Below are 25,064 nucleotides of genomic sequence, written 5' to 3' on the forward strand. Positions count from 1 at the left end.
CGCAACGATCAAGTTTGTGCCCATAACGGAAGTTGTTTTTTCCCAACGGTTGCTGGCCGATTTCAGCGATGACGCGTTCACCTGCGACCATGCGCGACGCCGTGCGCATATCCGGACCGTCGAGGGGCGCCGACCCGGTTGCCAGCATGTGCATTGTCGGCGAAGTGGCGTACAGACGTAGCGCGAGCAAATATCATCCAGACGTCAATTTTGGGGGTGTCGTTCGACCACGTTCCGGCGTGGCGGCTGCCACAATTGACGCGAAGTGGGTCTCGGTGAGGCCAACTGGTGAGGAGGAAGTGTGCGCAAGGTGTTCCTTTTGGCGGCAGCCGCGCTGTTCGCCGGCGGCCTGACGGTGCCGGTCGTGCCCTCCGCTGACGCGACGGTGTGCGGATCCGTCGGCGGTCGGGTCGTCGACATCACCGGCTGTGCCGACCCGCTGTCGTATCTCAACGAAGCGCTGCCGCCGCCCCCGCCGCCACCACCACCGCCGCCGCCACCGCCTCCGCCGGGTGAAGAGGCGCCGCCCCCACCGCCGCCGCCACCGCCGCCGCCGGTGTACGTGCCGCCGCCGCCGTCGCCGAACGTGAGCGTGTGCGCGAGCGTGGGCCGGCGCGTCAGCGTCACCGGATGCACCTGAGGTGGGCTCGCCGTCAGAGCCCACCGCACAGCAGATCGAAGCGTTGGCGGCCAGGCCGGCCGACGAGCCGGTCGTGATGGTCAACCTGCTGCAGTTCAACGACGGCGGCAGGGACAGCTACCGGCGCTACGCGCATGAGGTCGTCCCGCATCTGCAGCGCGTCGGCGGCACGGTCCGCTACGCAGGCACCGCGCCCGCGCAGGTCATCGGCGACGCCGCCGAACCGTGGTGGGACGCGATCCTCGTCGTCGAATACCCCTCGCCCGCAGCGTTTCTCGACATGGTGACCAACGAGGACTACCGCCGGATTCACGAGTACCGGGCCGCCGCGCTGCAACGCGGGGACTTGATCGCCACGTCGACCTGGGCGATGACCGACTGACTGCCTCGATAACGGGGTCTGCTTGACTGAACGCCGTGGACCGCCCTTCGTTTGACCGTCTGTTCGACATGACCGACCGCACCGTGATCGTCACCGGTGGCACCCGGGGCATCGGCCTCGCGCTGGCCGAGGGCTTCGTGCTCGCAGGCGCGCGCGTCGCGGTGGCCAGCCGCAAGGCCGACGCCTGCGAGTCGGCCGCGCAGCGCCTGCGCGACCTCGGCGGCCAGGCCATCGGGGTACCCACGCACCTCGGCGAGCTCGACGACCTCGAAGCACTGGTGCAGCGCACCGCCGACGAGTTCGGCGGCGTCGACGTCGTGGTCAACAACGCCGCCAACGCGCTGGCCCAACCCCTCGGCGAGATCACGGCCGATGCGCTGGCCAAATCCCACGAGGTCAACCTGCGCGGGCCGGTGTTCCTCGTGCAGGCGGCGCTGCCGCATCTGAAGGCCAGCGCGCACGCCGCGGTGATCAACATGGTGTCGGTCGGCGCGTTCAACTTCGCACCCGCGCTGTCTATCTACGCCGCGGCCAAGGCCGCGCTGATGTCGTTCACCCGGTCGATGGCCGCGGAGTTCGTGGCCTCCGGCATTCGGGTCAACGCGATCGCGCCGGGGCCGGTGGACACCGACATGATGCGCAAGAACCCGCAGCAGGCCATCGACTACATGGTCGGCGGCACCTTGATGAAGCGGCTAGCCACCCCGGATGAAATGGTCGGGGCCGCACTGCTGTTGGCCTCCGACGCCGGCAGCTACATCACCGGTCAGGTGATCATTGTCGACGGCGGCGGAACTCCGCGGTAGCTTCGCGCAGGTCGCCGCTGGTCGACGACAGGATCTGACTGCGGTTCTCCAGGTGCAGCGCCGCCTCCAGGCTGGTGGCTTCGAGGTTGGCCCACAGCACCTGCTTGGTGGATTCCACGCCGAACTTGCCGTAGCCGCATAGCGTCTCGGCGATGGACATCGAGGTGTCGAGCACCTCGCCGTCGGGCACGACCCGCGAGACCATGCCCATGCGCAGCGCCTCGTCGGCCTCGACGGCCCGTGCCGTGAGGATCAGGTCGAACGCGGGACCCGCCCCGACGATCCGCGGCAGCGTGTAGCTCACCCCGATGTCGCAACCGCCGAGCCCCAGCTTGATGAACTGGGTGCAGAACCGCGCGGACTGTGCGGCGATCCGGATGTCGCAGGCCAGCGCGATACCCATACCGCCGCCGTAGGCGACGCCGTTGACCGCGGCGATCACCGGTTGCCGCAGCCGATGCACGCGGGCGGTCAGGTCGGCGATGCGTTCCTGCCAGCGCATGCCCGAGCGGGGGAACTCGGTGCCGCCGCCCGCCTCCTCGGGGCTCGGATCGGTCAGGTCCAGCCCGGAGCAGAAGCCGCGTCCGGCACCGGTGAGCACGACGACGCGACATTCGTTGTTGGCGTTGATCTCGGCGAGCGTGGCGTGCAGGTCCTCGACGAGCGCGTAGTTCAAGGCGTTGAGCTTGTCCGGCCGGTTCAGCGTCAGCACCGCGACGTCAGGACGCGGATAGGTCAGTTCCAGATGCGGCATGCGCCACACGCTAACCCGCGCTGCGCCACCCGGTGACGCCGACCACGATCAGCCGCAACTGCTTGACCGCGATGCGCCGGATCTCGTCCTGCGCGCGCGGGTCGGGCGCGTCCTCGATGGCCTCGGCGATCGAGATCATCGAGTTGACGAACAATGTCGCGAGGATGTTGAGGTCCTCGGAGCTCCAGGTGTTGAGCCCGGGAAACCGGGCCAGGTCGATCGCCAGCTCGGAGGTGATCAACCGGATCTCGGTGCGGATCGCGTAGCGCAGCACGGTGAGCCCGCTGGAGCGCTCACGTCCGATGAAGCGCCAGTGTTCGCGTCGTTCGTTCACACCGTCGATGAGGATGTCGACGGAGGACTCGATGACCCGGTTGGGATCGAGCTTGCCCGAGCGCGCGCCGCGCAGCATCTCGCGCAGCGCGCGGAACGACTCGTCGATGAGGACCAGGCCCAGCGCCTCCATCGACTCGAAGTGCCGGTAGAACGCCGCGGGCACGATGCCGGCTTCACGGGTGACCTCGCGCAGGCTGAGCGCGGCGAAGCTGCGTTCTTCGAGCAGCCGCAGCGCGGCCGTGACGATCGCCCGGCGGGTGGCTTCTTTGCGCTCTTCCCGGGACAGGGTGTCCCGCGACCGCGACCTGCTCTTACCCGAACGGCTTGTTCGTGAACTAGGCGTACGACTGTTCACTCTGTGAAACGTACCACAAGCAGCGACATTCTCTTGACCTCCGCCAGTCCAGCCACGCACGGTATACATATGTTCACTCAAACTTTGACGCGGGGGCTGCGCGATCGGGTGCTGGGTTCACCGCTGGTGGACCTGCTCACCGGACCGCACGGTGTGGACCGATACACCGAGCTTGTCGCCCCGACCTGGACGTCGGGGGAGGCTCGGGCGAAGGTGATCGGCGTGCGGCGACAGACCGCGCGCAGCGTCACCCTCACGCTCGAGCCGAATCAGGCGTTCACCGGATTTCGCGCCGGCCAGCACATCAACCTGACGGTCGAGATCGACGGCCGTCGGCGCACCCGGCCGTATTCACCGGCCAGCGCCGCCGGAGCGCGCTACATCGAGCTGACGATCGGCCGCCACGACGGCGGCCTGGTGTCGACGTACCTCAACGAGCACGCACACCCGGGCATGGTGGTGGGCCTCGACAGCGTCGGCGGCGACTTCACCCTGCCGAGCGGTCCGCCCGCCACCTGGCCGCAGCGCATCCTGCTGGTGTCGGGCGGCAGCGGCATCACGCCGGTGATGTCGATGCTGCGCACGCTGCGGGCGCAGGGCTATTGCGGCGAGGTCGCCTTCGTGCACTACGCGCGCGGCGCCGACGACGTCTGCTACCGCGCCGAGCTCGACGCCCTGGCGGACACGGCCGGCGTCAAGGTGCGCTACGGCTACACCCGCTCGACGGCGGGTGCGGACCTGCAGGGCCGGTTCGGCCCGGAGCACTTGGCCGCCGCGATGCCCGACGCCGACGCGGTTTACGTCTGTGGCCCGCCGGGGCTGGCCGATGCGGTGCGCGAGCTGCGTCCCGACGCGCACTGCGAAAGCTTCGTGCCGCCGGTCTTCGACGCCTTGACCGAAACCTCCGGTGGCACAGTCAGTTTCGCCGACAGCGGGTTGAGCGTCACCGACGACGGCCGGCCGCTGCTCGAACAGGCCGAGGCCGCCGGGTTGACCCCCGAAAGCGGATGCCGGATGGGTATCTGCCACAGCTGCACCCGCCGCAAGACCCGCGGCGCGGTGAAAAACCTGATCACCGGCGCGACGTCGGGCGTCGACGAGGAGGACGTGCAGATCTGCGTGTCCGTCCCCGTCGGTGACGTCGACCTTGCGCTCTAGATCCGAAGGAGTCGAAATGACCGTCACCACCACAGCACCCAAGACCATGGAGAAGGTTGTCGCCGGCAAGACGATCAGCCTGACCCCCGAGCAGACCGAAGCGTTCGGCCGTGAACTCGACGCGATCAGGGAACGCGTGATCGCCGACCTCGGCGAGCGCGACGCCGACTACATCCGCCGGGTCATCAAGGCGCAGCGCACATTGGAGGTCACCGGGCGCACGCTGTTGTTCGGCGGAATCCTGCCGCCGCTGTGGCTGGCCGGCACGGCGATGCTGAGCTTGTCGAAGATCCTCGACAACATGGAGATCGGCCACAACGTCATGCACGGCCAGTACGACTGGATGGGCGACCCGACGATCTCCAGCCGCGGATTCGAGTGGGACACCGCATGTCCGGCCGACCAGTGGCGGCACTCGCACAACTACATGCACCACACCTACACCAACATCGTCGGCATGGATCGCGACGTGGGCTACGGCATCCTGCGGATGAGCCCCGAGCAGAAGTGGCGGCCCTACTTCCTCGGCAACCCGGTGTATGCGTTTCTGCTGATGGTGCTCTTTCAATACGGCGTCGCACTGCACGAACTGGAGACGGAACGCATCCGCGCCGGCGAGATCTCGCTGTCCGACAAGCGCGAGATCCTGCAGGGCATCTGGCACAAGACCAAGCGCCAGACGCTGAAGGACTATGTCGCGTTCCCGCTGTTGGCCGGCCCGTTCGCGCCATGGGTGTTCGCCGGCAACATGACAGCCAACCTGGTGCGCAACGTGTGGGCGTACATGATCATCTTCTGCGGCCACTTCCCCGACGACGTCCAGGAGTTCTCCATCGAGGAGACCAAGGCCGAGACCCGCGGGCAGTGGTACTTCCGACAGATCCTCGGTTCGGCGAACCTGACCGGCGGCAAGCTGTTTCACCTGCTGTCGGGCAACCTGTCGTTTCAGATCGAGCACCATCTGTTCCCCGACATTCCGGCGCACCGGCACGCCGAGATCTCCGCGCAGGTTCGCGACATCTGCCAGCGTTACGGCATCCCGTACAACGCGGGTTCGCTGCCGCGCCAGTTCGCCACAGTCGTGCGCAAGATCGCCAAGCTGGCGCTGCCGTCGCGAGCCTAGGTCTGACAGACCGGGCACCAGTACGTGACCCGCTCGCCACCCTGGTCGAACTCGATCGGGGTGGCGCAGCGACGGCACGGCTCACCGCCACGGCCGTACACCCACAGCTGGTTGCCGCGCCGGGTGTCGCCGGTGGTGGTGCGGTTCCACCGAGACCGGTTCAGCCACAACATGTCCCTGGCCCGCTGCACCATCCGCAGCGGGTCGTGCACGCGCTTGACCGGTGTGGTCGGTAAATAGCCGGTGACGTAACACAACTCGTTGCAGTACACGTTGCCGACGCCGGCCATCACCCGCTGGTCCAGCAGCGCCTCGGACAGTCGGCGATCGGGATCGGCGGTCAGGTTCCTCCGCGCCACCTGCGGATCCCAGTCGTCACCGAGCAGATCCGGGCCCAGATGGGCGACGACGTCGGTGTCTTGCTCACGGTCGAGCACCTCGAGCACACCGAGGTCGATTCCGACCGCCTGCACGTCGCGGGTCTCCAGGATGATTCGGATCCGATGGCCGACCCTGCTGGGTTTGTTTCGCGGGTGCACCTTCCAGCTGCCCTCCATCTTCAGGTGCGAGTGAATGCTCGCATCGCCGGCCCGGATGAACAGGTGCTTGCCGCGGCTGACGACCTCGTCGACGACCCGGCCGGTGAGGTCGACGGTGGCGTAGCGGGGCACCCGCACATCACAGCGCGTCAGCGTCTGACCCTCGAGGGCGTCGCGCAGGATGACGGCGGTGTGCCAGACGGTGTCACCTTCGGGCATCGCTACCGCAGCCTCAAACCGCGCGGGGTGCGGGAGAACCCGGCGCCCGTCAACGCCTCGTGCACCGCTGCGCGCTGGCCCTCGGCGCCCGGTTCCAGCACGGAACTGCCGTTGACCTTCTCCACGAGCAGCGACGAGACGCGGCCGCTGCCGACCATGTCGGCCAGGGCCGCGGCGGCCGCGGCGTGGGCTTCGGGATCGTCACTGAAGCTCAGCAGCGTGCGGCCACCCCGCTCGAGGAACCACACCAGCTCCCCGTCGACGATCGTGACCAGCGCACCGGCTTTGCGGCCCGGCCCCTGTCCGGGCCACGGCAGCGCCGCGCCGTAGGGGTTGGCCGGGTCGGCGGCGGCCAGCACGACCGCCGAATACTCGCGGCGATCGGGATCCACCCCGTCGAGGTAAGTGCGCAGCCGGTCCACCGTCGAAGCCACCGCGAACTGGGCCCCGCCCAACGATTCCACGAAGTAGCCGCGCTGACACCGGCCCGCCTCCTCGAACGCCGTCAGCACCTTGTAGAGCATCGCGAAGCCGCCGGGCACCTGCTCGGCGGCCACCGCGCCCTTGGTCAGCACACCGTGGCGGCTGAGCAGCTGCTCGGCGTGAAAGTGTGCGCGCACAGTGGATTCCGGCTCAGCGGCGGGCAATGCCGACCAGCGTCCCGCCACCGTCGGATCGGCACTGCGGGTCTGCGCGTGCGCGACGCTGTAGCGGCTCAGCCGGGGAGGCCGCTGCCGCTGCCGATGCGCCGGGGCGCCGCGCCGACCTGAGGGGCTCCTGGACCCGGTCAACACCGCCCGTACCGGGGCGAACGTGTCGCCGGTGACCCAGCCGGCCCAAACCAGCTCCCACAGCGCCTGTTTGAGCTCGTCTGTCGGGTTGTTGTCGGCGAGCTGACGGAAGAAGGTGTCAGCGAGCTGACGGAAGAAATAGGCGCCGCCGCCCTCCAGCGTCTGCAGGATCGCCCGGTGGGCGTCGGTGAACTCGATCTCCGCCGGCACGCCCAGCGTCATCGGCGCGGACTCGGCGAGGTGGAACGCCACCCATCCGTCACCGGAACCGATCTGACCGGCGCCCGACCAGATGACCTCGCCGGAGGCCAGCAGTTCGTCGAGCATCGCCGGTTGGTAGTCGCGCACCCGTTGACCGAACACCAGCGGTTCGACCGCCGAAGCCGGAAGCGGCACTCCGGCGAGTTGTTCCACGACCGCGGCCAGCCCGTCGATGCCCGCATTGTGCGAGCCGACCTGATGCCACGACGGCAGGAACCGGCCGTACGCGGCGGTGCTGACCGGCTCGACCTGAGCCCGCAGCGCCGCCAGCGACCTACGCCGCAGGATCTTGAGAACGTCGGCGTCACACCACTGTTCGCCCTCCGTTTCGGAGGTGGTGAACTCGCCGCGGATCACCTTGCCGTCGACCGCCATCCTGCTCAGCACGTCGGCGGTGACCCGCAACCCCAGTCCGAACCGGCTCGCCGCGTCATGCGTGCTGAACGGCCCGTGCGTGCGCGCGTAGCGGCCGAGCAGTTCACCGAGCGGGTCGGCGACCGACTCGGTGAAGGCCGCCGGCACGCCAACCGGCACCGCCACCCCGACACCGTCGCGCAGCAGCCCGAAGTCCTCGACGGCCACCCACCATGTCTGGTCGGCGAACGTGACCGTCAACGCGCGCTTGGCTGCGCGCAGCCCGTCCAGCCAGGGTCCCACCTCCTCCGTCGTCGCGCGTTCGGCGATCTCACGTTCGGTCAGCGGGCCCAGCAGCCGCAGCAGGTCGGCGACCGCCTCGGCGTCGCGCGCCAGACGGTCCTCGGCCAGGTGCTGCAGCTGGCGCGTCGTGAGCGCGATGACCTGAGGGTCGAGCAGCTCGCGCAGCTCCACCCGGCCCAGCAGTTCGGCCAGCAGCACGCTGTCCAGTGACAGCGCGGCCGCGCGCCGCTCGGCCAGCGGGCTGTCGCCTTCGTACATGAACGCACCGACGTACCCGAACAGCAGCGACGCCGCGAACGGCGACGGGGTGACGGTCTGGACCTCGACGATGCGCAGCCGGCGCTGCGCCACCCGGTGCATCAGCTCGGTCAGCGCGGGCACGTCGTAGACGTCCTGCAGGCATTCGCGCACCGCCTCCAACACGATCGGGAAGTCCGGATACTTGTGTGCGACATCAAGCAGCTGCGCGGCGCGTTGCCGCTGATGCCACAGCGGGGAGCGTTTACCGGGATGGCGGCGCGGCAAAAGCAGTGCGCGGGCGGCGCATTCGCGGAACCGGGACGCGAACAGCGCCGAACCGCCCACCTCGGCGGTGACGATGGGCTCGATCTCGTCGGCGTCGAACACGAACAGGTCGGCGCCGGGGGCGGCCTCGTCGGTGTCGGGCAGCCGCACGATGATGCCGTCGTCGGAGGCGGTCGGCTTCTCCTCGATGCCGTAGCGTTCCCGCAGCCGGCGCGTGACCGCCAACGCCAGCGGGCCGTGCACCCGGAGACCGTAGGGGGAGTGCAGGATCACCCGCCAGTCGCCGAGCTCATCGCGGAACCGCTCGACCACCAACGTCGCATCGGAGGGCACGACACCCGTCGCCTGGCGCTGATCGTCGAGCAGCCGCCACAGGTTGTCCGTGGCGAAATCATCGAGACCCATTGAGCGGCAATGGGCGTCGAATTCATCGCGGCCCAGCTGGGACAGCTCGCGGGTGAACTGGCCAACCGCGGCGCCGAGTTCGGCGGGCCTGCCGACCGCGTCACCGCGCCAGAACGGAAGCCGGGCCGGCTGCCCGGGCGCGGGAATCACCAGCACCCGGTCGTGGGTGATCTCGGTGATGCGCCAACTGGTCGCACCCAACGAGATGACGTCACCGGGCCGGGACTCGTAGACCATCTCCTCGTCGAGTTCGCCTACCCGCGATGGCTTTTCGGAGTCGGTGGCCAGGTAGACGGTGAACAGGCCGCGGTCGGGGATCGCGCCGCCGGAGGTGACCGCGAGCCGCTGCGCACCCGGCCGGGCCGTCAACGTGCCGGTGTCGCGGTCGTAGACCAGGCGGGGTCGCAACTCGGCGAACTCGGTGGACGGGTACTTGCCGGACAGCAGGTCCAACGTGGCCTCGAACGCGCTGCGCGGCAATGTCGTGAACGGGGCGCTGCGCCGCACCGTATTGAACCAACCGTCGGCGTCGAGCGGTTCCAACGCGCACGCGGCCACCGTGTGCTGTGCCAGCACGTCGAGCGGGTTGGTTGGCACCCGCATGCTCTCGATCTCCCCGGAGCGCATCCGGTTGACCGTCACCGCGCAGCCGATCAGGTCCGTCCGGTGTTTGGGGAACAGCACGCCCTGTGAGATCTCACCGACCTGGTGGCCGGCGCGGCCGATGCGCTGAAGGCCGCTGGCCACCGACGGCGGCGACTCGACCTGGACCACCAGATCGACCGCGCCCATGTCGATGCCCAACTCCAGGCTGGAGGTCGCGACGACCGCCTTGAGCCGGCCGCTTTTGAGGTCATCCTCGACCTGCGCGCGCTGCTCCTTGCTGACCGACCCGTGGTGGGCGCGGGCCAGCAGCGTCGGAGCGCCGTAGGACGCGCCGCTGGCCATCAGCTGGGCCGGAGCGCCGCCGCCGACCTGCCGGTTGTGCTCGTCGGGCACGTCGACGCCAAGGCGTTCGGCGTGGATCTCGTTGAGCCGCGAGGTCAGCCGCTCGGCGAGGCGGCGCGAGTTGGCAAACACGATCGAGCTGTTGTGCGCCTCGATCAGGTCGACGATGCGGTGCTCGACGTCGGGCCAAATAGATTGGTTGTTCGGCGCGGCCATATCGGGCACGGGCACCTGGACCGACAGGTCGAACGTTTTGGCCGCTGCCGGCGCGACGATCGTCGTGCGCTGCTGACCGGACAGGAAGCGCGCCACCTCCTCGGGTGGGCGCACGGTGGCGGACAACCCGATGCGTTGGGCGGGCTTGTCGTTGAGTTGATCGAGCCGCTCCAGCGACAGCGCCAGATGCGCGCCGCGTTTGGTGCCCGCGACGGCGTGCACCTCGTCGACGATCACCGTCTGGACGTCGGCCAGCGTTTCGCGCGCCGACGACGTCAGCATCAGGAACAGTGACTCGGGCGTGGTGATCAGGATGTCCGGCGGTCGAAGGATCAGCTCACGACGTTGTTTGGGCGGGGTGTCGCCGGAACGCACCCCGACGGTGACGCCGGGCGCGGGCATACCGCGCCGTTCGGCCACCCGGCCGATGCCGGTCAGCGGGGTGCGCAGGTTGCGTTCGACGTCGACGGCCAGCGCCTTGAGCGGGGATACGTAGAGCACTTTGGTGCCTGCTCCGGCGCTCGGCGGTTCGGAGACCGCCAGCTGGTCGATGGCCCACATGAACGCCGCGAGCGTCTTACCCGACCCGGTCGGCGCGATGACCAGCGTGTTGTCGCCGTCGGCGATGGCAGTCCAGGCCTGGGCCTGCGCGGGCGTCGGCTCGGCGAACGTGCCCGCGAACCACTCCCTGGTCAACTCGCTGAACCGGGACAGCGCGGTGGAGCTCATCTACCCATCGTGCCCATAGGGTCCGACATTTCTGCGAATTCGGTGCGCAAACACTCGGCGATCGATCGTATGCGCACCGAAATCACGAAGCGTCGTGCAGAGATGCGGGGATGCCGGGCACCCGCTGGATCGCGTCGAGCAGGGCGTGCGCGCAGGCCTCGGCCACCTGGTCGACGTCGACCGAGGGTTCCAGCACGTGCTGACGACACATCTCGAAGGTGAACGCCAACCAGCCGTAGACCCGGATGCGCAGGTCGCGTTCGACCTTGGAGTCCAGCTCGACACCGCAGGCGTCGCGGATCCGCGCGAGGATCCGGTTGGCCTGTCGTTCATTGTCGACGTCCTCGATGCCCCGCAGCACGGGATCGTGGCGGCCCATGCCGACGTACGTCGCCCATGCGCCGTACGGGTTCTCGTCGTCGTAGCGCAGGTAGGCCAACACACCCTCGCGCAGCTGGTCGAAAAGGCTCTGGCCGGGTTTCGGCGGGGTGTTGGTGGCCTCGAAGAGCCGTTCGCCCTCCGCGCGCACGACGGCGGCGAAGAACGCCCGCTTATCGGGGAAATAGTGGTACATCAGGGCGCGGGAAACCCCTGCGCGTTCGGCGATCTCGTCGATGCGGACCTCGTCGTAGGGCCGTTGTCCGAACACCTCGGCGCCGAGCGCCAGCAGTTCGTTTCGTCGGTCGTCGGGGGAGAGCCGGCGCCTGGGTTCGGACATGCCGCCAGCTTAATTGACACATGTGCAACAAGCGCAGCGGTTTGCCGGGCCCGGTGCGGGTACTCGGTGTGTCGGCTCACCCAACACTACGGAGGAGGGCGATCGCAAGTGGGCTTTCCTGAGCAACAACAGCCACCACCCGGTGTCCAAGCCAAGATGGACCCCGTACCGGATTGCGGCGAGACGAGCTACCGCGGTTCGGGTCGGCTCGAGGGTAAACGCGCAATCATCACCGGCGGGGACAGCGGAATCGGTCGCGCGGTCGCGATCGCCTACGCCCGCGAGGGCGCCGACGTGCTGATCGCTTACCTCAACGAGGACGAGGACGCCAAGGACGTCGAGCGTTATGTGCGCGATGCGGGCCGCAAGTGCGTCCTGATGCCCGGCGACCTGTCCGATCCGGCGCACTGCCGCGCGGTGGTCGACAAGGCAGTGCAGGAGTTCGGCGGCATCGATGTGCTGGTCAACAACGCTGCCTACCAGATGACACACGACACTCTCGACGAAATTAGCGACGAGGAGTGGGATTACACGTTCCGGCTCAACATCGGCGCCTACTTCTACCTCGTGAAGGCGGCGCTGCCGCACATGGGCGCCGGCGCTTCGGTGATCGGCAGCTCCTCGGTGAACTCGGATATGCCCAATCCAAAGCTGGCGCCGTACGCGGCGACGAAGGCCGCGATCGCGAACTTCTCGGCCAGCCTCGCCGAGATGCTCGGCGAGAAGGGTATCCGCGCCAACAGCGTTGCGCCGGGCCCGATCTGGACCCCGCTGATCCCTTCGACGATGCCGCCGGAGAAGGTCAAGCAGTTCGGTGAGAACACCCCGCTGGGCCGCGCCGGCCAACCGGTCGAGCTGGCGCCGGTCTACGTGATGCTGGCCTCCGACGAGGGCAGCTATGTGACCGGCGCGCGGATCGCGGTCACGGGCGGACGGCCGATGCTCTAGTCGACCCCATGTTCGCGCGTCGTGCTGCCGTAGCCGCGCGACGTGCTCAGCTGACCTCCGTCGGCGCCGCAGGCTGCGTGAGCCGCCGTATCGTCGCGGGCAGTCGGCGTAGCTCTGCGCCGCTGACCAATTCGCAACCGTGCAACTCCGCGAGTTTGCGTGCCGCAGGGGTGAAGTCGTTGTTGGTGACCACCAGGGTCTTGGCGCAGTCCTGCATCGGCGCGCCGGCCACCACCTCCTGAACCGCGGCCGTGCCGACGGGGCGTGACTGGCGCTTGCATTGGATGGCCAGCCGGTTCGGCCGTCTGCCGACGATGATGTCGACGCCCCAGTCGCCGGTCAGCGACGTCATGATGACCGGCTGCCCGCAGGATCGAGCTATCCGCGCCACGTGGTCTTCGAACTCGGTGCCCGACATGGCATCCGCCGGATCCGGCGCGGTCCGAAGCCCGACGAAGGTGCCTGCGAGAAACGACGGCGCGGCCGCCAGCAGCACCGGCGCAAACACACCGATCACGATGCTCCAGGTGACATCGAAACCTAGCAAATAGGCAGCGGTAGCTGAAACGATGCCCGTGAGCAGGTACACCTTGATCCGCACAGCCGCATGGTAGGCCGGGGTACGGACAATTCCGCCCCGCTGGGCGACGTCCACATTGCGAATTGTTGAACAGGTCCAATGTTTACCCGTCTGAACAGGGTTAATCTAGCTGGCATGTCTGATGAGCTGGTCGAGTTCGAAGGGCAGACGTCCGCCGAGCACGCCCTCGCAGGCGGGGACCCGCAGCGCGTCGGGTGGTTCCGCTTCTACTTCGCCGATGAGCGGTGGGAATGGTCACCGCAAGTGCAACGGATGCACGGATACGAGCCGGGAACCGTCGAGCCCACCACGGGTCTTGTGCTGTCGCACAAACATCCCGAGGACTACCGCCAGGTCGCCGCCACGCTGGAGGAGATCAGGCGCACGGCTGGCGCCTTCTCCACGCGCCACCGCATCATCGACACCGACGGCGAGACGCACCACGTCGTCGTGGTCGGCGACCAGATCGTCGATGACGCCGGTGAAGTGATCGGGACCCAGGGCTTCTACGTCGACGTCACACCCGCGATGACCGAGCATCAGAACAAGATGGTCACCGCAGCGGTCGCCGAGATCGCCGAGGCGCGCAGCGTCATCGAACAGGCCAAAGGCATGTTGATGGTCGTTTACCGAATTCACGCCGAATCCGCGTTCGAACTGCTCAAGTGGCGTTCGCAGGAGACCAACACCAAGCTGCGGCTCCTCGCCGAGCAAATCGCCAAAGACTTCTTGGAGCTCAACTACGACGAAGAGCTGCCGCCCCGGTCCAGCTATGACCGACTGCTGTTGACCGCGCATATCCGCGTCGAAGCCTGAGGTTTATTCGGCCGAGGCACCGGGAATGTTTTCCCCGCCGTGGTAGGACGGCGCTGCGACCAGCGAACCGGGGAGATACAGGCAGTGCACCAGCATCCAGGCGAATTGCGCCACGTCGATTCGGCAACGCGCGACGCGGTCCGCTTCACGGTGCTCGTCGGGGTGGCCGGTATCGCTTATCTGGTCACCGCCGCGGTATGGCTGAGCACCTGCTCAGGAGCGACTTACGACACGTTGGCCTGCGGCGCACCCCAGCGCGCCCTGCTGACGCTCGGTGCACCCGCCATCCTGCTGCTCGGCGCGCTGCGCGCGTTCGTCCGCACCTACCAGGCATGGCGAAGGCGCGAGTCGTTCTGGGCGTGGCATGGCGCGGGCTGGGTCCTGCTCACCCTGACGTTGCTCGTCGTGACCATGAGCATGCCCTCGGTGACGGCGCCCGCGGTGTTCGGCCTATGAGCACACCGACCGGGACCCAACAGCCGCTGACCGCCGTGGCGGTGGTGTGCAGCCTCAAGCCCAGCCCCGCGCCGTCGAGCAGCGAACTGATGGCCCAGCACATCTGCGAGCAACTTCGCGGCGCGGGCGTGCAAACCGAGATCCTGCGGGCTGTGGACTACGCGATATCGCCCGGCGTGGCGGCCGATATGGGCGACGGTGACCAATGGCCGCAGATCCGGCACAAGCTGATCGACGCCGACATCATGGTGCTCACCACCCCGGTGTGGGTCGGGCATCCATCCAGCATCGCGCAGCGCATACTGGAGCGCCTCGACGCCGAGCTGTCCACCACCGACGACGCCGGACGACCGGCGATGGTCGGCAAGGTGGCAGTGGTTGGGGTCGTCGGCAACGAGGATGGCGCGCACAAGATCATCGCGGACATGTTCCAGGGGCTCAACGACATCGGGTTCTCCATCCCGGCGCAGGGCGGCACCTACTGGACCGGCGAGGCGATGCAGTCCACGGACTACCAGGATCTGGACGAGGTGCCCGAGCCGGTGGCCAAGACCACCGCGGGCCTTGGGCGCAACGCCGCTCACCTTGCCAACCTGCTGCGCAATGACCAATATCCGCCGTACCAGTGACGTCGGCGTTTCTTTCCCAGCGTGGTCGGGTAGTTCTAGCCGGGAGAGGAGTAGCCATGAAAAGCCCGAACGATCCTGTCGATCATTCCCGGACCACGCGTCCGCACGCCGGCGAGACCATGAAAGACACCAAGAACATGCCGGCGCTCGTGGTGCTCGGCCTGGCGCTGGTCGCCTTCGTCGCTGCCTTGGCCGCGCACGCGACCACCCACCACACCGTAGGCGTGACGCTGGGCTGCATTTCCGCCGTCCTGTTCATCGTGTCTTTCGGCTGGTTCGCGATTGAACACCTCCGGGTGCGAAAGATCGAAGACCGTTGGCACGCAGAGCATCCAGAATCACAACGGCAACGACCCAGCAGTTGACCCGACAGAAAAGAGGCCCAGCCGATTTGGCCGGCTGGGCCTCTTTCTGTTGTCTGCCTACGGACGCTGTTCAGACTCCTGGCGCTCCTCAGCAGCCTTGGCGCCACCCCGAGCCGATTCGGCCTCGGCTTCCTTCTTGGCGGCGTCCTGCTGGGCGTCGGCCTTGTCTTGCTGGGCCTTACCCTCACGGACCATGTCGTCGCGGCCGGTCACCGTGCCAGCCGCTTCCTTTGCCTTACCCTTGACGTCCTCGACGGCACCCTTGATGCCTTCTTTGGGACCGGTGTTCTCTTCTGCCATTGGTCGCCTTTCCCCTATGTGCAGTGCATCGGTCTTGCCCGTTTCCAGGCCGAACGGGGGGATTTCCCCACGCTACGACCGGGTTCCCTGGTCGACGACGGGCTAAACGCAGTGGTGAGTCGAAGGCGCACGGCCTGGGTACTCAGGACGTAGCGCGGCAATGAGTGCTGACCAGGACCTATAGAACGGAGTCACCTTGCGTATCAAGACACTTGGGGCGGTCGCAGCCGCTGTCACCGCCACCGCCCTCGTCGGCGGCGCGGCGACGGGACCCAACGCAGAGTCATCTTGGTTCAAGAAGCTGCGCAAGCCGCCGTACCAGCCGCCGAGCACCGTGTTTCCGATCGTGTGGCCGCTGCTGTACACCGACATCGCCCTGGTCTCGGCGCGGGCCCTCGATGACAGCCGGAGCGTCGGAGACGACAACCGGCGGAAGACGTTTGCTGCGGCGTTGTCGATCAACCTACTGCTCAACGCCAGTTGGTCCTGGGTGTTCTTCAGCCAGCGTCGCCTGGGCCTGGCCGCGATCACCGCGGGTGCCCTGACGGCAAGCAGCGCCGATCTCACGCGTAGGGCCGCGGCAGCCAGCGGCAAGAGTGCGTTATCGCTGACGCCCTACCCGGCCTGGTGTGCGTTCGCGACCGCGCTGTCCACCCACATCTGGTTGCTCAATCGACGCCGGTGATGCGATAACTGTTGGCGCACAGCAGTATCCGTTCCGCGGGTAGCGTCGCTCCCTCGGGCGACCGGGGCGCATCCACCGGCGTTCGGTGAGAAAACACCGGCAGGAACCGGTTCGGCGGTTCATTTCTCGTCGAAGTGGGTAGTGAAGTCAACGCCGGACGAAAAAAGGACCGAACGTTGAGTGTAGGTGACGCAGGGATATGCGCCCTTGCCTCGGCGCCGGTGTCCGCTGCCTCGTGGCGTGCCAGCGTGCGCAACGCCGTCTCGGAGGCGGTGACGAGCTTTGTCGCCGACCACGGTGCCGATCAGCTCGGTAAGACCGGCGTCGAGATCACCGGCGACGTCTTGCGGGGCTTTCTCACCGGCGGCAAGTGTCTGCGTTCGACGTTTATGTACCTGGGCTGGTTGTGCGGCCAGGACGAGGACCCCGCGGCGCTGCGCGCAGCGGCCAGTTTGGAGTTGCTGCACGCGTTCGCGTTGCTACAGGACGACGTCATGGACAGTGCCACGCTGCGGCGGGGCCGTCCGGCCGCCCACGTGGCCTTCGCGGGCTGGCACCGCGAGCGGGGGCTGACCGGATCGTCGGACCGTTTCGGGGAGTCGGCCGCCGTGCTGCTCGGCGACCTGTGCCTGGTGTGGGCCGAACAGATGTTGCGGGAAAGCGGCGTGGCAACCGCGGCGCTGACGCGGGCCTGGCCCCGATACGACGCGATGCGCAGCGAACTCGCGGTCGGCCAGTTCGCCGACCTGGTCAACGACGCGGCAGGTTTTCCCACCTTGGATCAGGTGCTCGACGTGTCACGACGCAAATCGGGCAACTACACGGTGCGCAGACCGCTTGAGATCGGTGCTGCGCTCGCCGGATGCTGTCCTGCCGTGCTGGCCGCGCTCGGCGTTTATGGTGAGGCGATCGGCGAAGCGTTCCAGATGCGCGACGACCTGCTCGGGGTCTTCGGGTCGGAGTCGGTAACCGGAAAACCGGCCGGCGTCGATCTGTTCGAGCACAAAGCCACCAGCGTCGTGGTATCGGCCTACCACCTCGCCGATGCCCCGCTGCGCCGCGAGTTGGCCACGTTGATGCGCGCAACACACGTCGACGGGACCGATATCGAGCGCTGGCGCCACCTGATCGCTGCCACCGGAGCCGTTCGGTGGATCGAGCAGATGATCGACCAGCGAGTGTGCCGTGCGCTGGACGGCATCCGAACACCCGAGATCAGCGGACAGGTTCAAAAAGCGTTGGTCGACATGGCCGCAACGTGTACGACGCGAGCAGCATGAGGGTGGTGAAACGCATGCGGACCGTCGGCGGTAGCTGCGATCACGTCGTCGTGGTGGGTGCCGGGCTGGCCGGGCTGTCGGCGGCTCTACAGCTCGCAGGCCGGGGCCGCGCGGTCACCGTCGTCGAACGCGGTGTGCACCCCGGCGGCCGGGTCGGCCGGATGGATCTCGACGGGTACCGGCTCGACACCGGTCCGACCGTGCTGACAATGCCCGACATCATCGAAGACGCCTTCGCGGCCGTGGGCGAATCGATGGCTGACTGGCTCGAGTTGATGCCGGTGCGCCCCGCCTACCACGCGTCGTTCGCCGACGGCAGCGGTATCGACGTGCACAGCGACGCCGCTGCGATGGCCGCCGAGGTGGAGCGGTTCGCGGGTCCGGCGCAAGCCGAAGGCTATGTGCGGCTGCGGAACTGGCTCGCCCGGCTATACCGCGTCGAGTTCGACGGGTTCATCGCGGCCAACTTCGACTCACCGCTGGCGCTGCTGACGCCGCAGTTGGCGCGGCTGGCCGCCATCGGCGGCTTCCGGCGCTGGGACCGCATGGTGCGGCGGTTCATCTCCGACGAGCGGCTGCGCCGGGTATTCACCTTCCAGGCGCTCTACGCCGGCGTCCCACCGCAGCGGGCACTGGCCGTCTACGCCGTCATCGCCTACATGGACACCATCTCCGGCGTCTACTTTCCGCGCGGAGGTATACGGGCGCTGCCCGACGCGCTGGCCGCCGCGGCATCCGATGCCGGCGTCGAATTCCGGTACGGCGCCGTGGTTTCGAGCTTGGCGCACCGCGGTGACCGGGTGACTGCGGTACACACCGACACCGGCGATGCCATCGCGGCCGACGCGGTAGTGCTGACGACCGAACTCCCCGACACCTACCGGTTGCTCGGGCGCACGCCCCGGCGGTTGCTGCGGTTGCAGCCCGCCCCGTCCGCAGTCGTCGCGCATGTCGGTTGCGCGGCAGCGCGAACCGGTGCGGCGGGCTCCGGTCACCACACCATTGTCTTCGGGGACTCGTGGGATCAGACCTTCCGCGACATCATCGACGACGGGCAACTGATGGCCGATCCGTCACTGCTGGTGACGCGGCCGACCGCCAGCGATCCGAGCCTGGCGCCTGCCGGACGCGACCTGCTCTACATCCTCGCACCCGCGCCGAACACCGCTGTGGGAAAGGTGGACTGGGCCGAGGTCGGCAACGCATACGTCGACGAGATACTTGACCGGACCGTCGAGCGGCTGCCGCACCTGGGCGGCGACGCCGAGCTCCTGCACGCGGTGGACCCCGCGGGCTGGGAGCGCCAAGGAATGGCCGCAGGCACGCCGTTCGCACTCTCGCACACCTTCGCTCAGACCGGGCCGTTTCGGCCAGCCAACATCGTCCGCGGCGTCGACAACGTCGTGCTCGCCGGATCGTCGACAGTGCCGGGTGTCGGGGTGCCGACAGCCCTGCTGTCCGGTCGGTTGGCCGCCGACCGGATCACCGGGGTACCGACCCGGCCGAGGAGTTCACAGGTGGTGCAGTCATGATCAGTTCCGAACTGGACGCTGCCGGCGTCCGAGACCCGGCACTTCGCGACGCCTATCGATGCTGTCGCCGACTCAACGCCGAACACGGCCGGACATTCTTTCTGGCCACCCGCCTCCTCGCTCCCGAACAACGCCCCGCCGTGCATGCGTTGTACGGCTTCGCCCGACGCGCCGACGACATCCTCGACGATTTCGATCCGGCATTGACGACCGCCGAGCGCGCAGAGCGGTTGCAATGCTTGGCAACCCAGCTGTTTTCGCGTATGGCTTCCGGTAGCCCCCCGACAGAAGACGACGACGATCCCGCGCTGACCGCGGTGGTGGACAGCGCACGCAAGTACAACATTCCATGGGAGTTGTTCGACGACTTCCTGAACTCGATGCGGATGGACCTGACCGTCACCGACTACGCGAACCGCGCCGCGCTGGAGCGCTACATGCACGGCTCGGCCGAGGTGATCGGGCTGCAGCTGCTGCCCGTCCTCGGTACGGTCAGCTCCCGCGAGGAAGCCGAGCCGTACGCCGCCGCGCTTGGAAAAGCCTTCCAGCTCACCAACTTTCTGCGCGATGTCGACGAAGACCTGCAGCGCGGACGGGTATATCTGCCGGCCGACGAGTTGGCCGCCCACCGCGTCGACCGGGATGTGCTGTCGTGGTGCCACGATCATCGCCGAACCGATGCGCGGGTACGTCGTGCGCTGGTCGAACAACACGCCACCACCCAGCGCACCTACGAGTATGCGCAGCAAGGCATTGCGCTGCTTTCGCCGCGTTCTCGACCCTGCATATCGGCGGCGCTGACGCTGTACTCACAGATACTCGACCGTATCGAGGACATCGACTTCGCGATCTTCAGCCAACGCGCTGCGGTCGGCAATGGCCGACGCATCCGCGTCGCCGCGGCCGGGCTGGTCAAGGCATGGCGAACCCGGTTACGAGAGAACAGGGTCTAGACGTGGACCGCTGGCATTACTTGCTCGTGCTCGCCGGATGCCTGGCGATCACCGCACCGCTCGAGTTCTTCGGCGCCGGCGTCTACCGCCGCGCGTGGCGGGCGGCGGCGGCGATCCTGCCGGTGGCGGCCGTGTTCGTACTGTGGGATGTGGTGGCCATTCTCGCGCAGGTGTGGACCTTCAACCCGCTGTACGTGACCGGTGTCGAACTTGTCGGCATCATGCCGCTGGAGGAACTACTGTTCTTCTTTGTGATACCGCTGTGCGGGTTGCTCACCTACAATGCCGTCGACACGATCCTGCAACGTGCAAAGCGTAAGTCGGTGCACTCGTCATGACGGGTCTGGGCTACACGCTTCCTGCGGTGCTGGCGGTGATCGCGGTGTGCCTGTGGGAAATCAAGTTCTTACGCACCGGGTTGTTCCGCCGGCCGGCGTACTGGCTGTCCATGGCGATCGTGCTGGGCTTCCAGATCCCCGTCGACGGCTGGCTGACCAAACTGAGCGCACCGATCGTCATATACGACGAGCAGCACACCAGCGGTCTGCGGTTTCCGTTCGACATCCCGGTGGAGGACTTCCTGTTCGGATGGGCGTTGGTCACCGCCGTGCTGCTGTTGTGGGAGCGGCAGCGGTTGCGTGACCGTGAGGAGGACACGGTATGAGCATCCGGGGTGATGTGCCCGCGGCATTCGACGCGGCGGCCGGCACCTACGACAAGTTGGTCGACGCCAATCCCGGATACCACAGCCATCTGCGGTTGTCGGCGCAACGAATGAAGTTGGCGGACAACGGCCGTGGGTTACGGCTGCTCGATGCCGGTTGCGGCACCGGGGCTTCCACCGCGGCGCTGCTGCATGTCGCACCACAGGCCGAGATTGTCGCTGTGGACGGCTCGGCGGGCATGCTGGCCCAAGCCCGCGCCAAGCGGTGGCCGCCGTCGGTGCGGTTCGTGCACAGCCGCATCGAGACGCTCACCGATGCCGGCGTCGAGGGCCCGTTCGACGGCATTTTCGCGGCATACCTGCTGCGCAACCTCGCCGACCCGGATGCCCAGTTGCAGGACTTCCTGGCGCTGCTGGCACCAGGCGGCACGCTGGCCGCCCATGAGTACTCCGTGCGCGACTCGCGGTTCGCCACCGCCCTGTGGAATGCGGTGTGCGTGACGATCATCATCCCCAGCGGCAAGATCCGCAACGGTGACGCATCGTTGTACACCTACCTGCGGCGTAGCGTGAACGTCTTCGACGGCGCCGGGAAGTTGCGGGACCGGTTGCGCACCAACGGGTTCACCGATGTGAGCAGCCACACCATGCCCGGTTGGCAGCGCAATATCGTGCACACGTTCCTCGCGAAGGCCCCGGCATGACCGATCCGCGGCGCGTCACGCACACCGCAGCGGCGGGTGCGGAAAGCGCTGCGATGCTGGGCACCACACCGCACGTGGTGGTGGTGGGCGGCGGCATCGCGGGGCTGGCGGCGGCCACCGGACTGGCCGAACGCGGCGTGCGCGTCGACGTCGTCGAACGCGAGCCGTATCTGGGCGGCCGGGTCGGCGGCTGGACCGATACGTTCGACGACGGCACACCGGTCGCGATGAACCGCGGCTTCCACGCATTCTTCCGCCAGTACTACAACCTGCGAAAGCTGCTGCGCCGCATTGACCCAACCCTGTCGATGTTAACGCCCGTGGCGGACTACCCGCTGGTCGACGCGCGCGGTCGCCAAGACACCTTCCGCGGTCTGCCGCGGACCCCGCCGTGGAACGCGCTGGCGTTCGCGATGCGCAGCCCCACCTTCCGGTTGCGGAACCTGATCCGCCTCAACGCGCGCGCCGCTGCGCCCCTGGCCGCGGTGTCGGTGCCCGACACCTATCACCGCCTCGACCACGTCGACGCCGAAACCTTCCTGCAGGCGATCAACTTCCCGGAGGCGGCACGGCACTTGGCTTTCGAGGTGTTCTCGCGCAGCTTCTTCGCCAAACCCGCAGAGCTGTCGGCCGCCGAACTGGCCACCATGTTTCACATCTATTTCCTGGGCTCCAGCGAGGGGCTGGTCTTCGACGTCGCGAACGCGAACTTCGATGTCGCGCTGTGGAACCCGCTGCGCGCTTATCTGGAGTCGCGCGGTGTGCAATTCCACACCGGTGTGACGGTGACCGAGGTACGATCCGGCGGCAGGTTCGAGATCCGTTGCGACTCAGGTGCCGTGCTCCATGTCGACGGCGTGGTGCTGGCCACCGAGGTCGGCGCGCTGCAACGTATCGTCGCCAACTCACCCGATCTGGGCACCGAGGTGTGGCGCAACCAAATCGCCGCGCTGGGCGCCGCGGCGCCCTTCGTGGTGCAACGGCTGTGGCTGGACGGTTCGGTCCGGCCCGAGCGGGCAGCGTTTCTGGGCACCGGCGGGCTCTCGCCGCTGGACAACGTGAGCGTGCTCGAGCGCTACGAGCGCGAGGCAGCCGACTGGCACACCCGCACAGGTGGTTCGGTGGTCGAACTGCACGCCTACGCCGCCGCCGGACCGGAGGTCGAAGAGCAGCTCCTCAAGCGGCTTCACGAGCTGTATCCGGAGACCAGCGACATGCGCGTGATCGGCGAACGGGTCCTGCGCCGCGCCGACTGCCCGCGTTTTGCCCCAGGCGATTTTGCCGCCCGTCCGGGTGTGACGACGCCATATGACACGCTGGCGCTGGCCGGTGACGGTGTTCGCATCGATCTGCCGGTCGCGCTGATGGAGCGCGCCGCGACCACCGGGTGGACCGCGGCCAACCAGCTGTTGGCGCGCTTCGGCATCACCGGACACACCCTGCACACCGTCCCGACGCAGGGCCGCTCGGCGGTGCTGCGCCGCCTTGCCACCAGTGAAAGGCGCACCAGCGATGAGCGTGCTGGCTGAGATGCGTTCGAAACTCTCGAAAACCTGGCCGTTTCAGCTGCTTCCGCCGTCACGGTGGTCGGCGCAGCCGCCCACCCACCGCGACGCGTCACCGGCCGTCATTGCTTCTGCACTGCGGCGCTCGCAGGCGCGCCGCAGCGGAAACTGGTACGCGTTCGCCGCCAGTGACAGCATTGGGCGCCGCCCGCTGGGCACCGTCGTCGCGGGCCGCGAACTGGTCGCATGGCGCGGCACCGGCAACGCCTTGCGTGTGGGCCCGGGCGCCTGTCCTCACCTGGGTGCGGACCTGTCGACGGGAAAGGTCGACGACGGCGCGCTGATCTGCGCCTGGCACGGGCTGCGGCTGTCGGGTGGTTGCCAATCCGGTTGGACCCCTTATTCCGCGTACGACGACGGCGTGTTGGCCTGGGTGCGGCTGGATACCGTCGGCGGGGAGACACCGACGGAGCGACCGGTGCTGCCGAAACGTCCGGACGGCGCCCGGATACACGCCGTCACCCGCCTGGTCGGCACCTGCGAACCGCGCGACGTCATCGCGAACCGGATGGACCCGTGGCACGGGGCATGGTTTCATCCGTATTCGTTCACCAAACTGGAAGTGCTTTCCTCGCCGCCGGTGGGCCACGACGTCTGCGACACATCAGACCGCTTTCTGGTCGCGGTGACCTTCCGGATCGGGCGGTTCGGCGTTCCCGTCGTTGCCGAGTTCACCAGCCCCGAACCGCGGACCATCGTGATGCGGATCCTCGACGGCGAGGGTGCGGGAAGCACCGTGGAAACACACGCCACCCCCCTCGGGAACGGACCCGACGGGCTACCGCGCACGGCGGTCATCGAGGCCGTCGTCGCCCACTCCGACCGCCCGGGTTTCACGCACGCGCTGCGGGCCGCGCCGCTGATCACACCGTTGATGCGGCAGGCCGCGACGCGGCTGTGGAAAGACGACCTCGCCTACGCGGAGCGGTTGTTCGCGCTGCGGCGCGCGCACCTCATCCGCGATCACGATCCGGGCAGTTAGCCGCATCCAACAGCGGCACCTGCTCGGCCGCCCACGGGCTGATCAGCCAAGGCAGCGCCGCCGCGGACCGAAGATCCGACCACGGCACCCACCGCCACTCCATGACCTCGTCGGGATCGGCCTGCACGGGCTCGTCGGTGCGTGCGTAGAACACCGGGCAAATTTCGTTCTCCACGGTGCCGTCGGCGGCCACCGCCCGGTAGCGAAACTCCGGCAGCACGCATCGCAACGCCGCGAGCGACAGGCCGAGTTCTTGGCGTGCGCGACGGCGCACCGCCTCGGCGACGGGCTCGGAAGGGCCCGGATGCCCGCAGAACGAGTTGGACCACACCCCGGGCCAGGTGAGTTTGCCGAGCGCACGCCTGGTCAGCAGGACACGGCCGGCGGCGTCGAAAACATAGCAGGAAAAGCCCAGATGAAGCGGCGTCGCGCGGTGATGTATGACCGACTTCGCCGCGGTGCCCACTTGCCGTCCGGCTTCGTCGACCAACACCACCAGGTCTTCGCCGGTGGTCACCGTCATTTCCGTCACCACCTACTTCTACCCGTCGGAGCGAAAACGATGCGGTTTGCTCCGATGCAATCCGACCCGCAATGGGTATCGCACCTTTCATGAACGAGCTGCAAGCAAAGAAGGGCCGGCGCCCGGAGGGTCTCGACGATGCGACCGTCGAGGCCGTCGGCGCAGTGTCGGAGGCCCTGGAATGTGTTGAACGCGCCCGCGGTGACCTGTACTCGTTTCACCAGTTGATCGGGCATGCCGACCTGTTGCTGGGCGAGGCCTGCGACAAGCTGCGGTCGGCGGGCCACGACGCGGTCGCGGATCGGCTGGAGGTCGAAGTCGTTGGCCGAAACGTCCTCCACGGCCGCTGGACCTTTCAGATCGTCGAGGACTTCGACGACAACTACTGGTCGGTCTTTCGTCAACACGAGCGGCAAGTGCGTGACGAACTACAGGGCGGTAAGCGCCACGTCTTCGAGGAGGAGATGAAGGAACGCCGCCGCACCGACGGACGTCGCGGCCACGAACGCCGGCCGTGACC

Annotated in this window: 28 protein-coding genes; 20 read left to right on the forward strand and 8 right to left on the reverse strand. The window is 67.7% G+C overall.

What is annotated here, in order from left to right:
• The first annotated feature begins 301 nt into the window (after positions 1 to 301).
• From ABQF13_RS12225 to ABQF13_RS12235, 3 genes are read left to right on the forward strand one after another with little or no spacing between them, the layout of a single operon-like run.
• Positions 302 to 640, forward strand: coding sequence for an RNA-binding protein (locus tag ABQF13_RS12225; RefSeq protein WP_448392998.1), 339 nt, complete (start codon positions 302 to 304; stop codon positions 638 to 640).
• A gap of 1 nt (position 641) precedes the next feature.
• The gene (locus tag ABQF13_RS12230; protein WP_448392999.1) at positions 642 to 1,022 is read left to right on the forward strand and encodes a DUF1330 domain-containing protein; all 381 of its coding nucleotides are present in this window, start codon (positions 642 to 644) and stop codon (positions 1,020 to 1,022) included.
• 35 nt (positions 1,023 to 1,057) lie between these two features.
• On the forward strand, positions 1,058 to 1,828 hold the full coding sequence (locus ABQF13_RS12235; RefSeq protein WP_448393000.1) for an SDR family NAD(P)-dependent oxidoreductase: 771 nt from the start codon (positions 1,058 to 1,060) through the stop codon (positions 1,826 to 1,828).
• Here the strand turns inward: ABQF13_RS12235 and ABQF13_RS12240 are convergent.
• Both ABQF13_RS12240 and ABQF13_RS12245 read right to left on the reverse strand, forming a co-directional pair.
• A complete protein-coding gene (locus ABQF13_RS12240) occupies positions 1,797 to 2,582 on the reverse strand; it encodes an enoyl-CoA hydratase/isomerase family protein (protein WP_448393001.1) in 786 nt (261 codons plus the stop codon). The genes ABQF13_RS12235 and ABQF13_RS12240 overlap by 32 nt on opposite strands.
• Positions 2,583 to 2,592: 10 nt before the next feature.
• Complete coding sequence (locus ABQF13_RS12245) at positions 2,593 to 3,273, reverse strand: TetR family transcriptional regulator (RefSeq protein WP_448393002.1); 681 nt, start codon at positions 3,271 to 3,273, stop codon at positions 2,593 to 2,595.
• 69 nt (positions 3,274 to 3,342) lie between these two features.
• On the opposite strand from ABQF13_RS12245, the gene ABQF13_RS12250 reads away from it, so the two are divergent.
• Both ABQF13_RS12250 and ABQF13_RS12255 read left to right on the forward strand, forming a co-directional pair.
• Positions 3,343 to 4,431, forward strand: a complete 1,089-nt coding sequence (locus ABQF13_RS12250) for a ferredoxin reductase (protein ID WP_448393004.1) — start codon at positions 3,343 to 3,345, stop codon at positions 4,429 to 4,431.
• Between the two features lie 16 nt (positions 4,432 to 4,447).
• Positions 4,448 to 5,554, forward strand: a complete 1,107-nt coding sequence (locus ABQF13_RS12255; protein WP_448393005.1) for a fatty acid desaturase family protein — start codon at positions 4,448 to 4,450, stop codon at positions 5,552 to 5,554.
• Here ABQF13_RS12255 and nei2 read toward each other — a convergent pair.
• The 3 genes from nei2 to ABQF13_RS12270 all read right to left on the reverse strand — a co-directional run bounded on the left by nei2 (position 5,551) and on the right by ABQF13_RS12270 (position 11,562).
• Positions 5,551 to 6,312: an endonuclease VIII Nei2 gene (gene nei2, locus ABQF13_RS12260; protein WP_448393006.1), complete on the reverse strand. Its 762-nt coding sequence runs from the start codon at positions 6,310 to 6,312 to the stop codon at positions 5,551 to 5,553. The genes ABQF13_RS12255 and nei2 overlap by 4 nt on opposite strands.
• Positions 6,313 to 6,314: 2 nt before the next feature.
• Positions 6,315 to 10,844 carry an ATP-dependent helicase gene (locus ABQF13_RS12265; protein ID WP_448393007.1) on the reverse strand — a complete coding sequence of 1,510 codons (4,530 nt, stop codon included), beginning with the start codon at positions 10,842 to 10,844 and terminating at the stop codon, positions 6,315 to 6,317.
• A gap of 82 nt (positions 10,845 to 10,926) precedes the next feature.
• The gene (locus ABQF13_RS12270; protein WP_448393008.1) at positions 10,927 to 11,562 is read right to left on the reverse strand and encodes a TetR/AcrR family transcriptional regulator; all 636 of its coding nucleotides are present in this window, start codon (positions 11,560 to 11,562) and stop codon (positions 10,927 to 10,929) included.
• Positions 11,563 to 11,670: 108 nt separating this feature from the next.
• Between ABQF13_RS12270 and ABQF13_RS12275 the strand changes: the two genes are divergently transcribed.
• Positions 11,671 to 12,510, forward strand: a complete 840-nt coding sequence (locus ABQF13_RS12275; protein ID WP_448393009.1) for an SDR family oxidoreductase — start codon at positions 11,671 to 11,673, stop codon at positions 12,508 to 12,510.
• Positions 12,511 to 12,556: 46 nt separating this feature from the next.
• Here ABQF13_RS12275 and ABQF13_RS12280 read toward each other — a convergent pair whose 3' ends face one another.
• Positions 12,557 to 13,111, reverse strand: a complete 555-nt coding sequence (locus ABQF13_RS12280) for a restriction endonuclease (RefSeq protein WP_448393010.1) — start codon at positions 13,109 to 13,111, stop codon at positions 12,557 to 12,559.
• Positions 13,112 to 13,225: 114 nt separating this feature from the next.
• On the opposite strand from ABQF13_RS12280, the gene ABQF13_RS12285 reads away from it, so the two are divergent.
• The 4 genes from ABQF13_RS12285 to usfY all read left to right on the forward strand — a co-directional run bounded on the left by ABQF13_RS12285 (position 13,226) and on the right by usfY (position 15,356).
• A complete protein-coding gene (locus ABQF13_RS12285; RefSeq protein WP_448393011.1) occupies positions 13,226 to 13,906 on the forward strand; it encodes a PAS and ANTAR domain-containing protein in 681 nt (226 codons plus the stop codon).
• An 84-nt stretch (positions 13,907 to 13,990) separates the two neighbouring features.
• Positions 13,991 to 14,362 carry a hypothetical protein gene (locus tag ABQF13_RS12290; RefSeq protein WP_448393012.1) on the forward strand — a complete coding sequence of 124 codons (372 nt, stop codon included), beginning with the start codon at positions 13,991 to 13,993 and terminating at the stop codon, positions 14,360 to 14,362.
• Positions 14,359 to 14,991, forward strand: coding sequence for a flavodoxin family protein (locus tag ABQF13_RS12295; protein WP_448393014.1), 633 nt, complete (start codon positions 14,359 to 14,361; stop codon positions 14,989 to 14,991). Before ABQF13_RS12290 ends, ABQF13_RS12295 begins: the two co-directional genes overlap by 4 nt.
• Positions 14,992 to 15,047: 56 nt before the next feature.
• Positions 15,048 to 15,356, forward strand: coding sequence for a protein UsfY (usfY, locus tag ABQF13_RS12300; protein ID WP_448393015.1), 309 nt, complete (start codon positions 15,048 to 15,050; stop codon positions 15,354 to 15,356).
• 57 nt (positions 15,357 to 15,413) lie between these two features.
• On the opposite strand, the gene mbp1 is transcribed toward usfY, so the two are convergent.
• Positions 15,414 to 15,656: a microaggregate-binding protein 1 gene (gene mbp1 / locus ABQF13_RS12305; protein ID WP_448393016.1), complete on the reverse strand. Its 243-nt coding sequence runs from the start codon at positions 15,654 to 15,656 to the stop codon at positions 15,414 to 15,416.
• Positions 15,657 to 15,852: 196 nt separating this feature from the next.
• Between mbp1 and ABQF13_RS12310 the strand changes: the two genes are divergently transcribed.
• The 9 genes from ABQF13_RS12310 (at position 15,853) to ABQF13_RS12350 (ending at position 24,021) form a co-directional block, all read left to right on the forward strand.
• Positions 15,853 to 16,341, forward strand: coding sequence for a TspO/MBR family protein (locus ABQF13_RS12310; RefSeq protein WP_448393017.1), 489 nt, complete (start codon positions 15,853 to 15,855; stop codon positions 16,339 to 16,341).
• A gap of 176 nt (positions 16,342 to 16,517) precedes the next feature.
• A complete protein-coding gene (locus ABQF13_RS12315; protein ID WP_448393018.1) occupies positions 16,518 to 17,621 on the forward strand; it encodes a polyprenyl synthetase family protein in 1,104 nt (367 codons plus the stop codon).
• Positions 17,622 to 17,635: 14 nt separating this feature from the next.
• A complete protein-coding gene (crtI, locus tag ABQF13_RS12320) occupies positions 17,636 to 19,153 on the forward strand; it encodes a phytoene desaturase family protein (RefSeq protein WP_448393143.1) in 1,518 nt (505 codons plus the stop codon).
• Positions 19,150 to 20,106, forward strand: a complete 957-nt coding sequence (locus ABQF13_RS12325; RefSeq protein ID WP_448393019.1) for a phytoene/squalene synthase family protein — start codon at positions 19,150 to 19,152, stop codon at positions 20,104 to 20,106. The genes crtI and ABQF13_RS12325 overlap by 4 nt, the downstream gene beginning before the upstream one ends.
• 2 nt (positions 20,107 to 20,108) lie before the next feature.
• Positions 20,109 to 20,444 carry a lycopene cyclase domain-containing protein gene (locus tag ABQF13_RS12330; RefSeq protein WP_448393020.1) on the forward strand — a complete coding sequence of 112 codons (336 nt, stop codon included), beginning with the start codon at positions 20,109 to 20,111 and terminating at the stop codon, positions 20,442 to 20,444.
• The gene (locus tag ABQF13_RS12335; protein WP_448393021.1) at positions 20,441 to 20,770 is read left to right on the forward strand and encodes a lycopene cyclase domain-containing protein; all 330 of its coding nucleotides are present in this window, start codon (positions 20,441 to 20,443) and stop codon (positions 20,768 to 20,770) included. The genes ABQF13_RS12330 and ABQF13_RS12335 overlap by 4 nt, the downstream gene beginning before the upstream one ends.
• On the forward strand, positions 20,767 to 21,474 hold the full coding sequence (locus ABQF13_RS12340) for a class I SAM-dependent methyltransferase (protein ID WP_448393022.1): 708 nt from the start codon (positions 20,767 to 20,769) through the stop codon (positions 21,472 to 21,474). Before ABQF13_RS12335 ends, ABQF13_RS12340 begins: the two co-directional genes overlap by 4 nt.
• Positions 21,471 to 23,003, forward strand: coding sequence for an FAD-dependent oxidoreductase (locus ABQF13_RS12345; RefSeq protein ID WP_448393023.1), 1,533 nt, complete (start codon positions 21,471 to 21,473; stop codon positions 23,001 to 23,003). The genes ABQF13_RS12340 and ABQF13_RS12345 overlap by 4 nt, the downstream gene beginning before the upstream one ends.
• The gene (locus ABQF13_RS12350; RefSeq protein ID WP_448393024.1) at positions 22,987 to 24,021 is read left to right on the forward strand and encodes a DUF5914 domain-containing protein; all 1,035 of its coding nucleotides are present in this window, start codon (positions 22,987 to 22,989) and stop codon (positions 24,019 to 24,021) included. Before ABQF13_RS12345 ends, ABQF13_RS12350 begins: the two co-directional genes overlap by 17 nt.
• Here ABQF13_RS12350 and idi read toward each other — a convergent pair.
• Complete coding sequence (idi, locus tag ABQF13_RS12355; RefSeq protein WP_448393025.1) at positions 23,993 to 24,544, reverse strand: isopentenyl-diphosphate Delta-isomerase; 552 nt, start codon at positions 24,542 to 24,544, stop codon at positions 23,993 to 23,995. The genes ABQF13_RS12350 and idi overlap by 29 nt on opposite strands.
• A gap of 89 nt (positions 24,545 to 24,633) precedes the next feature.
• On the opposite strand from idi, the gene ABQF13_RS12360 reads away from it, so the two are divergent.
• Positions 24,634 to 25,062 (forward strand): hypothetical protein, encoded by a 429-nt coding sequence (locus ABQF13_RS12360; RefSeq protein ID WP_448393026.1) that lies wholly within the window; start codon positions 24,634 to 24,636, stop codon positions 25,060 to 25,062.
• Positions 25,063 to 25,064 lie beyond the last annotated feature (2 nt).

It is taken from the genome of Mycolicibacterium sp. XJ879, assembly GCF_053483935.1.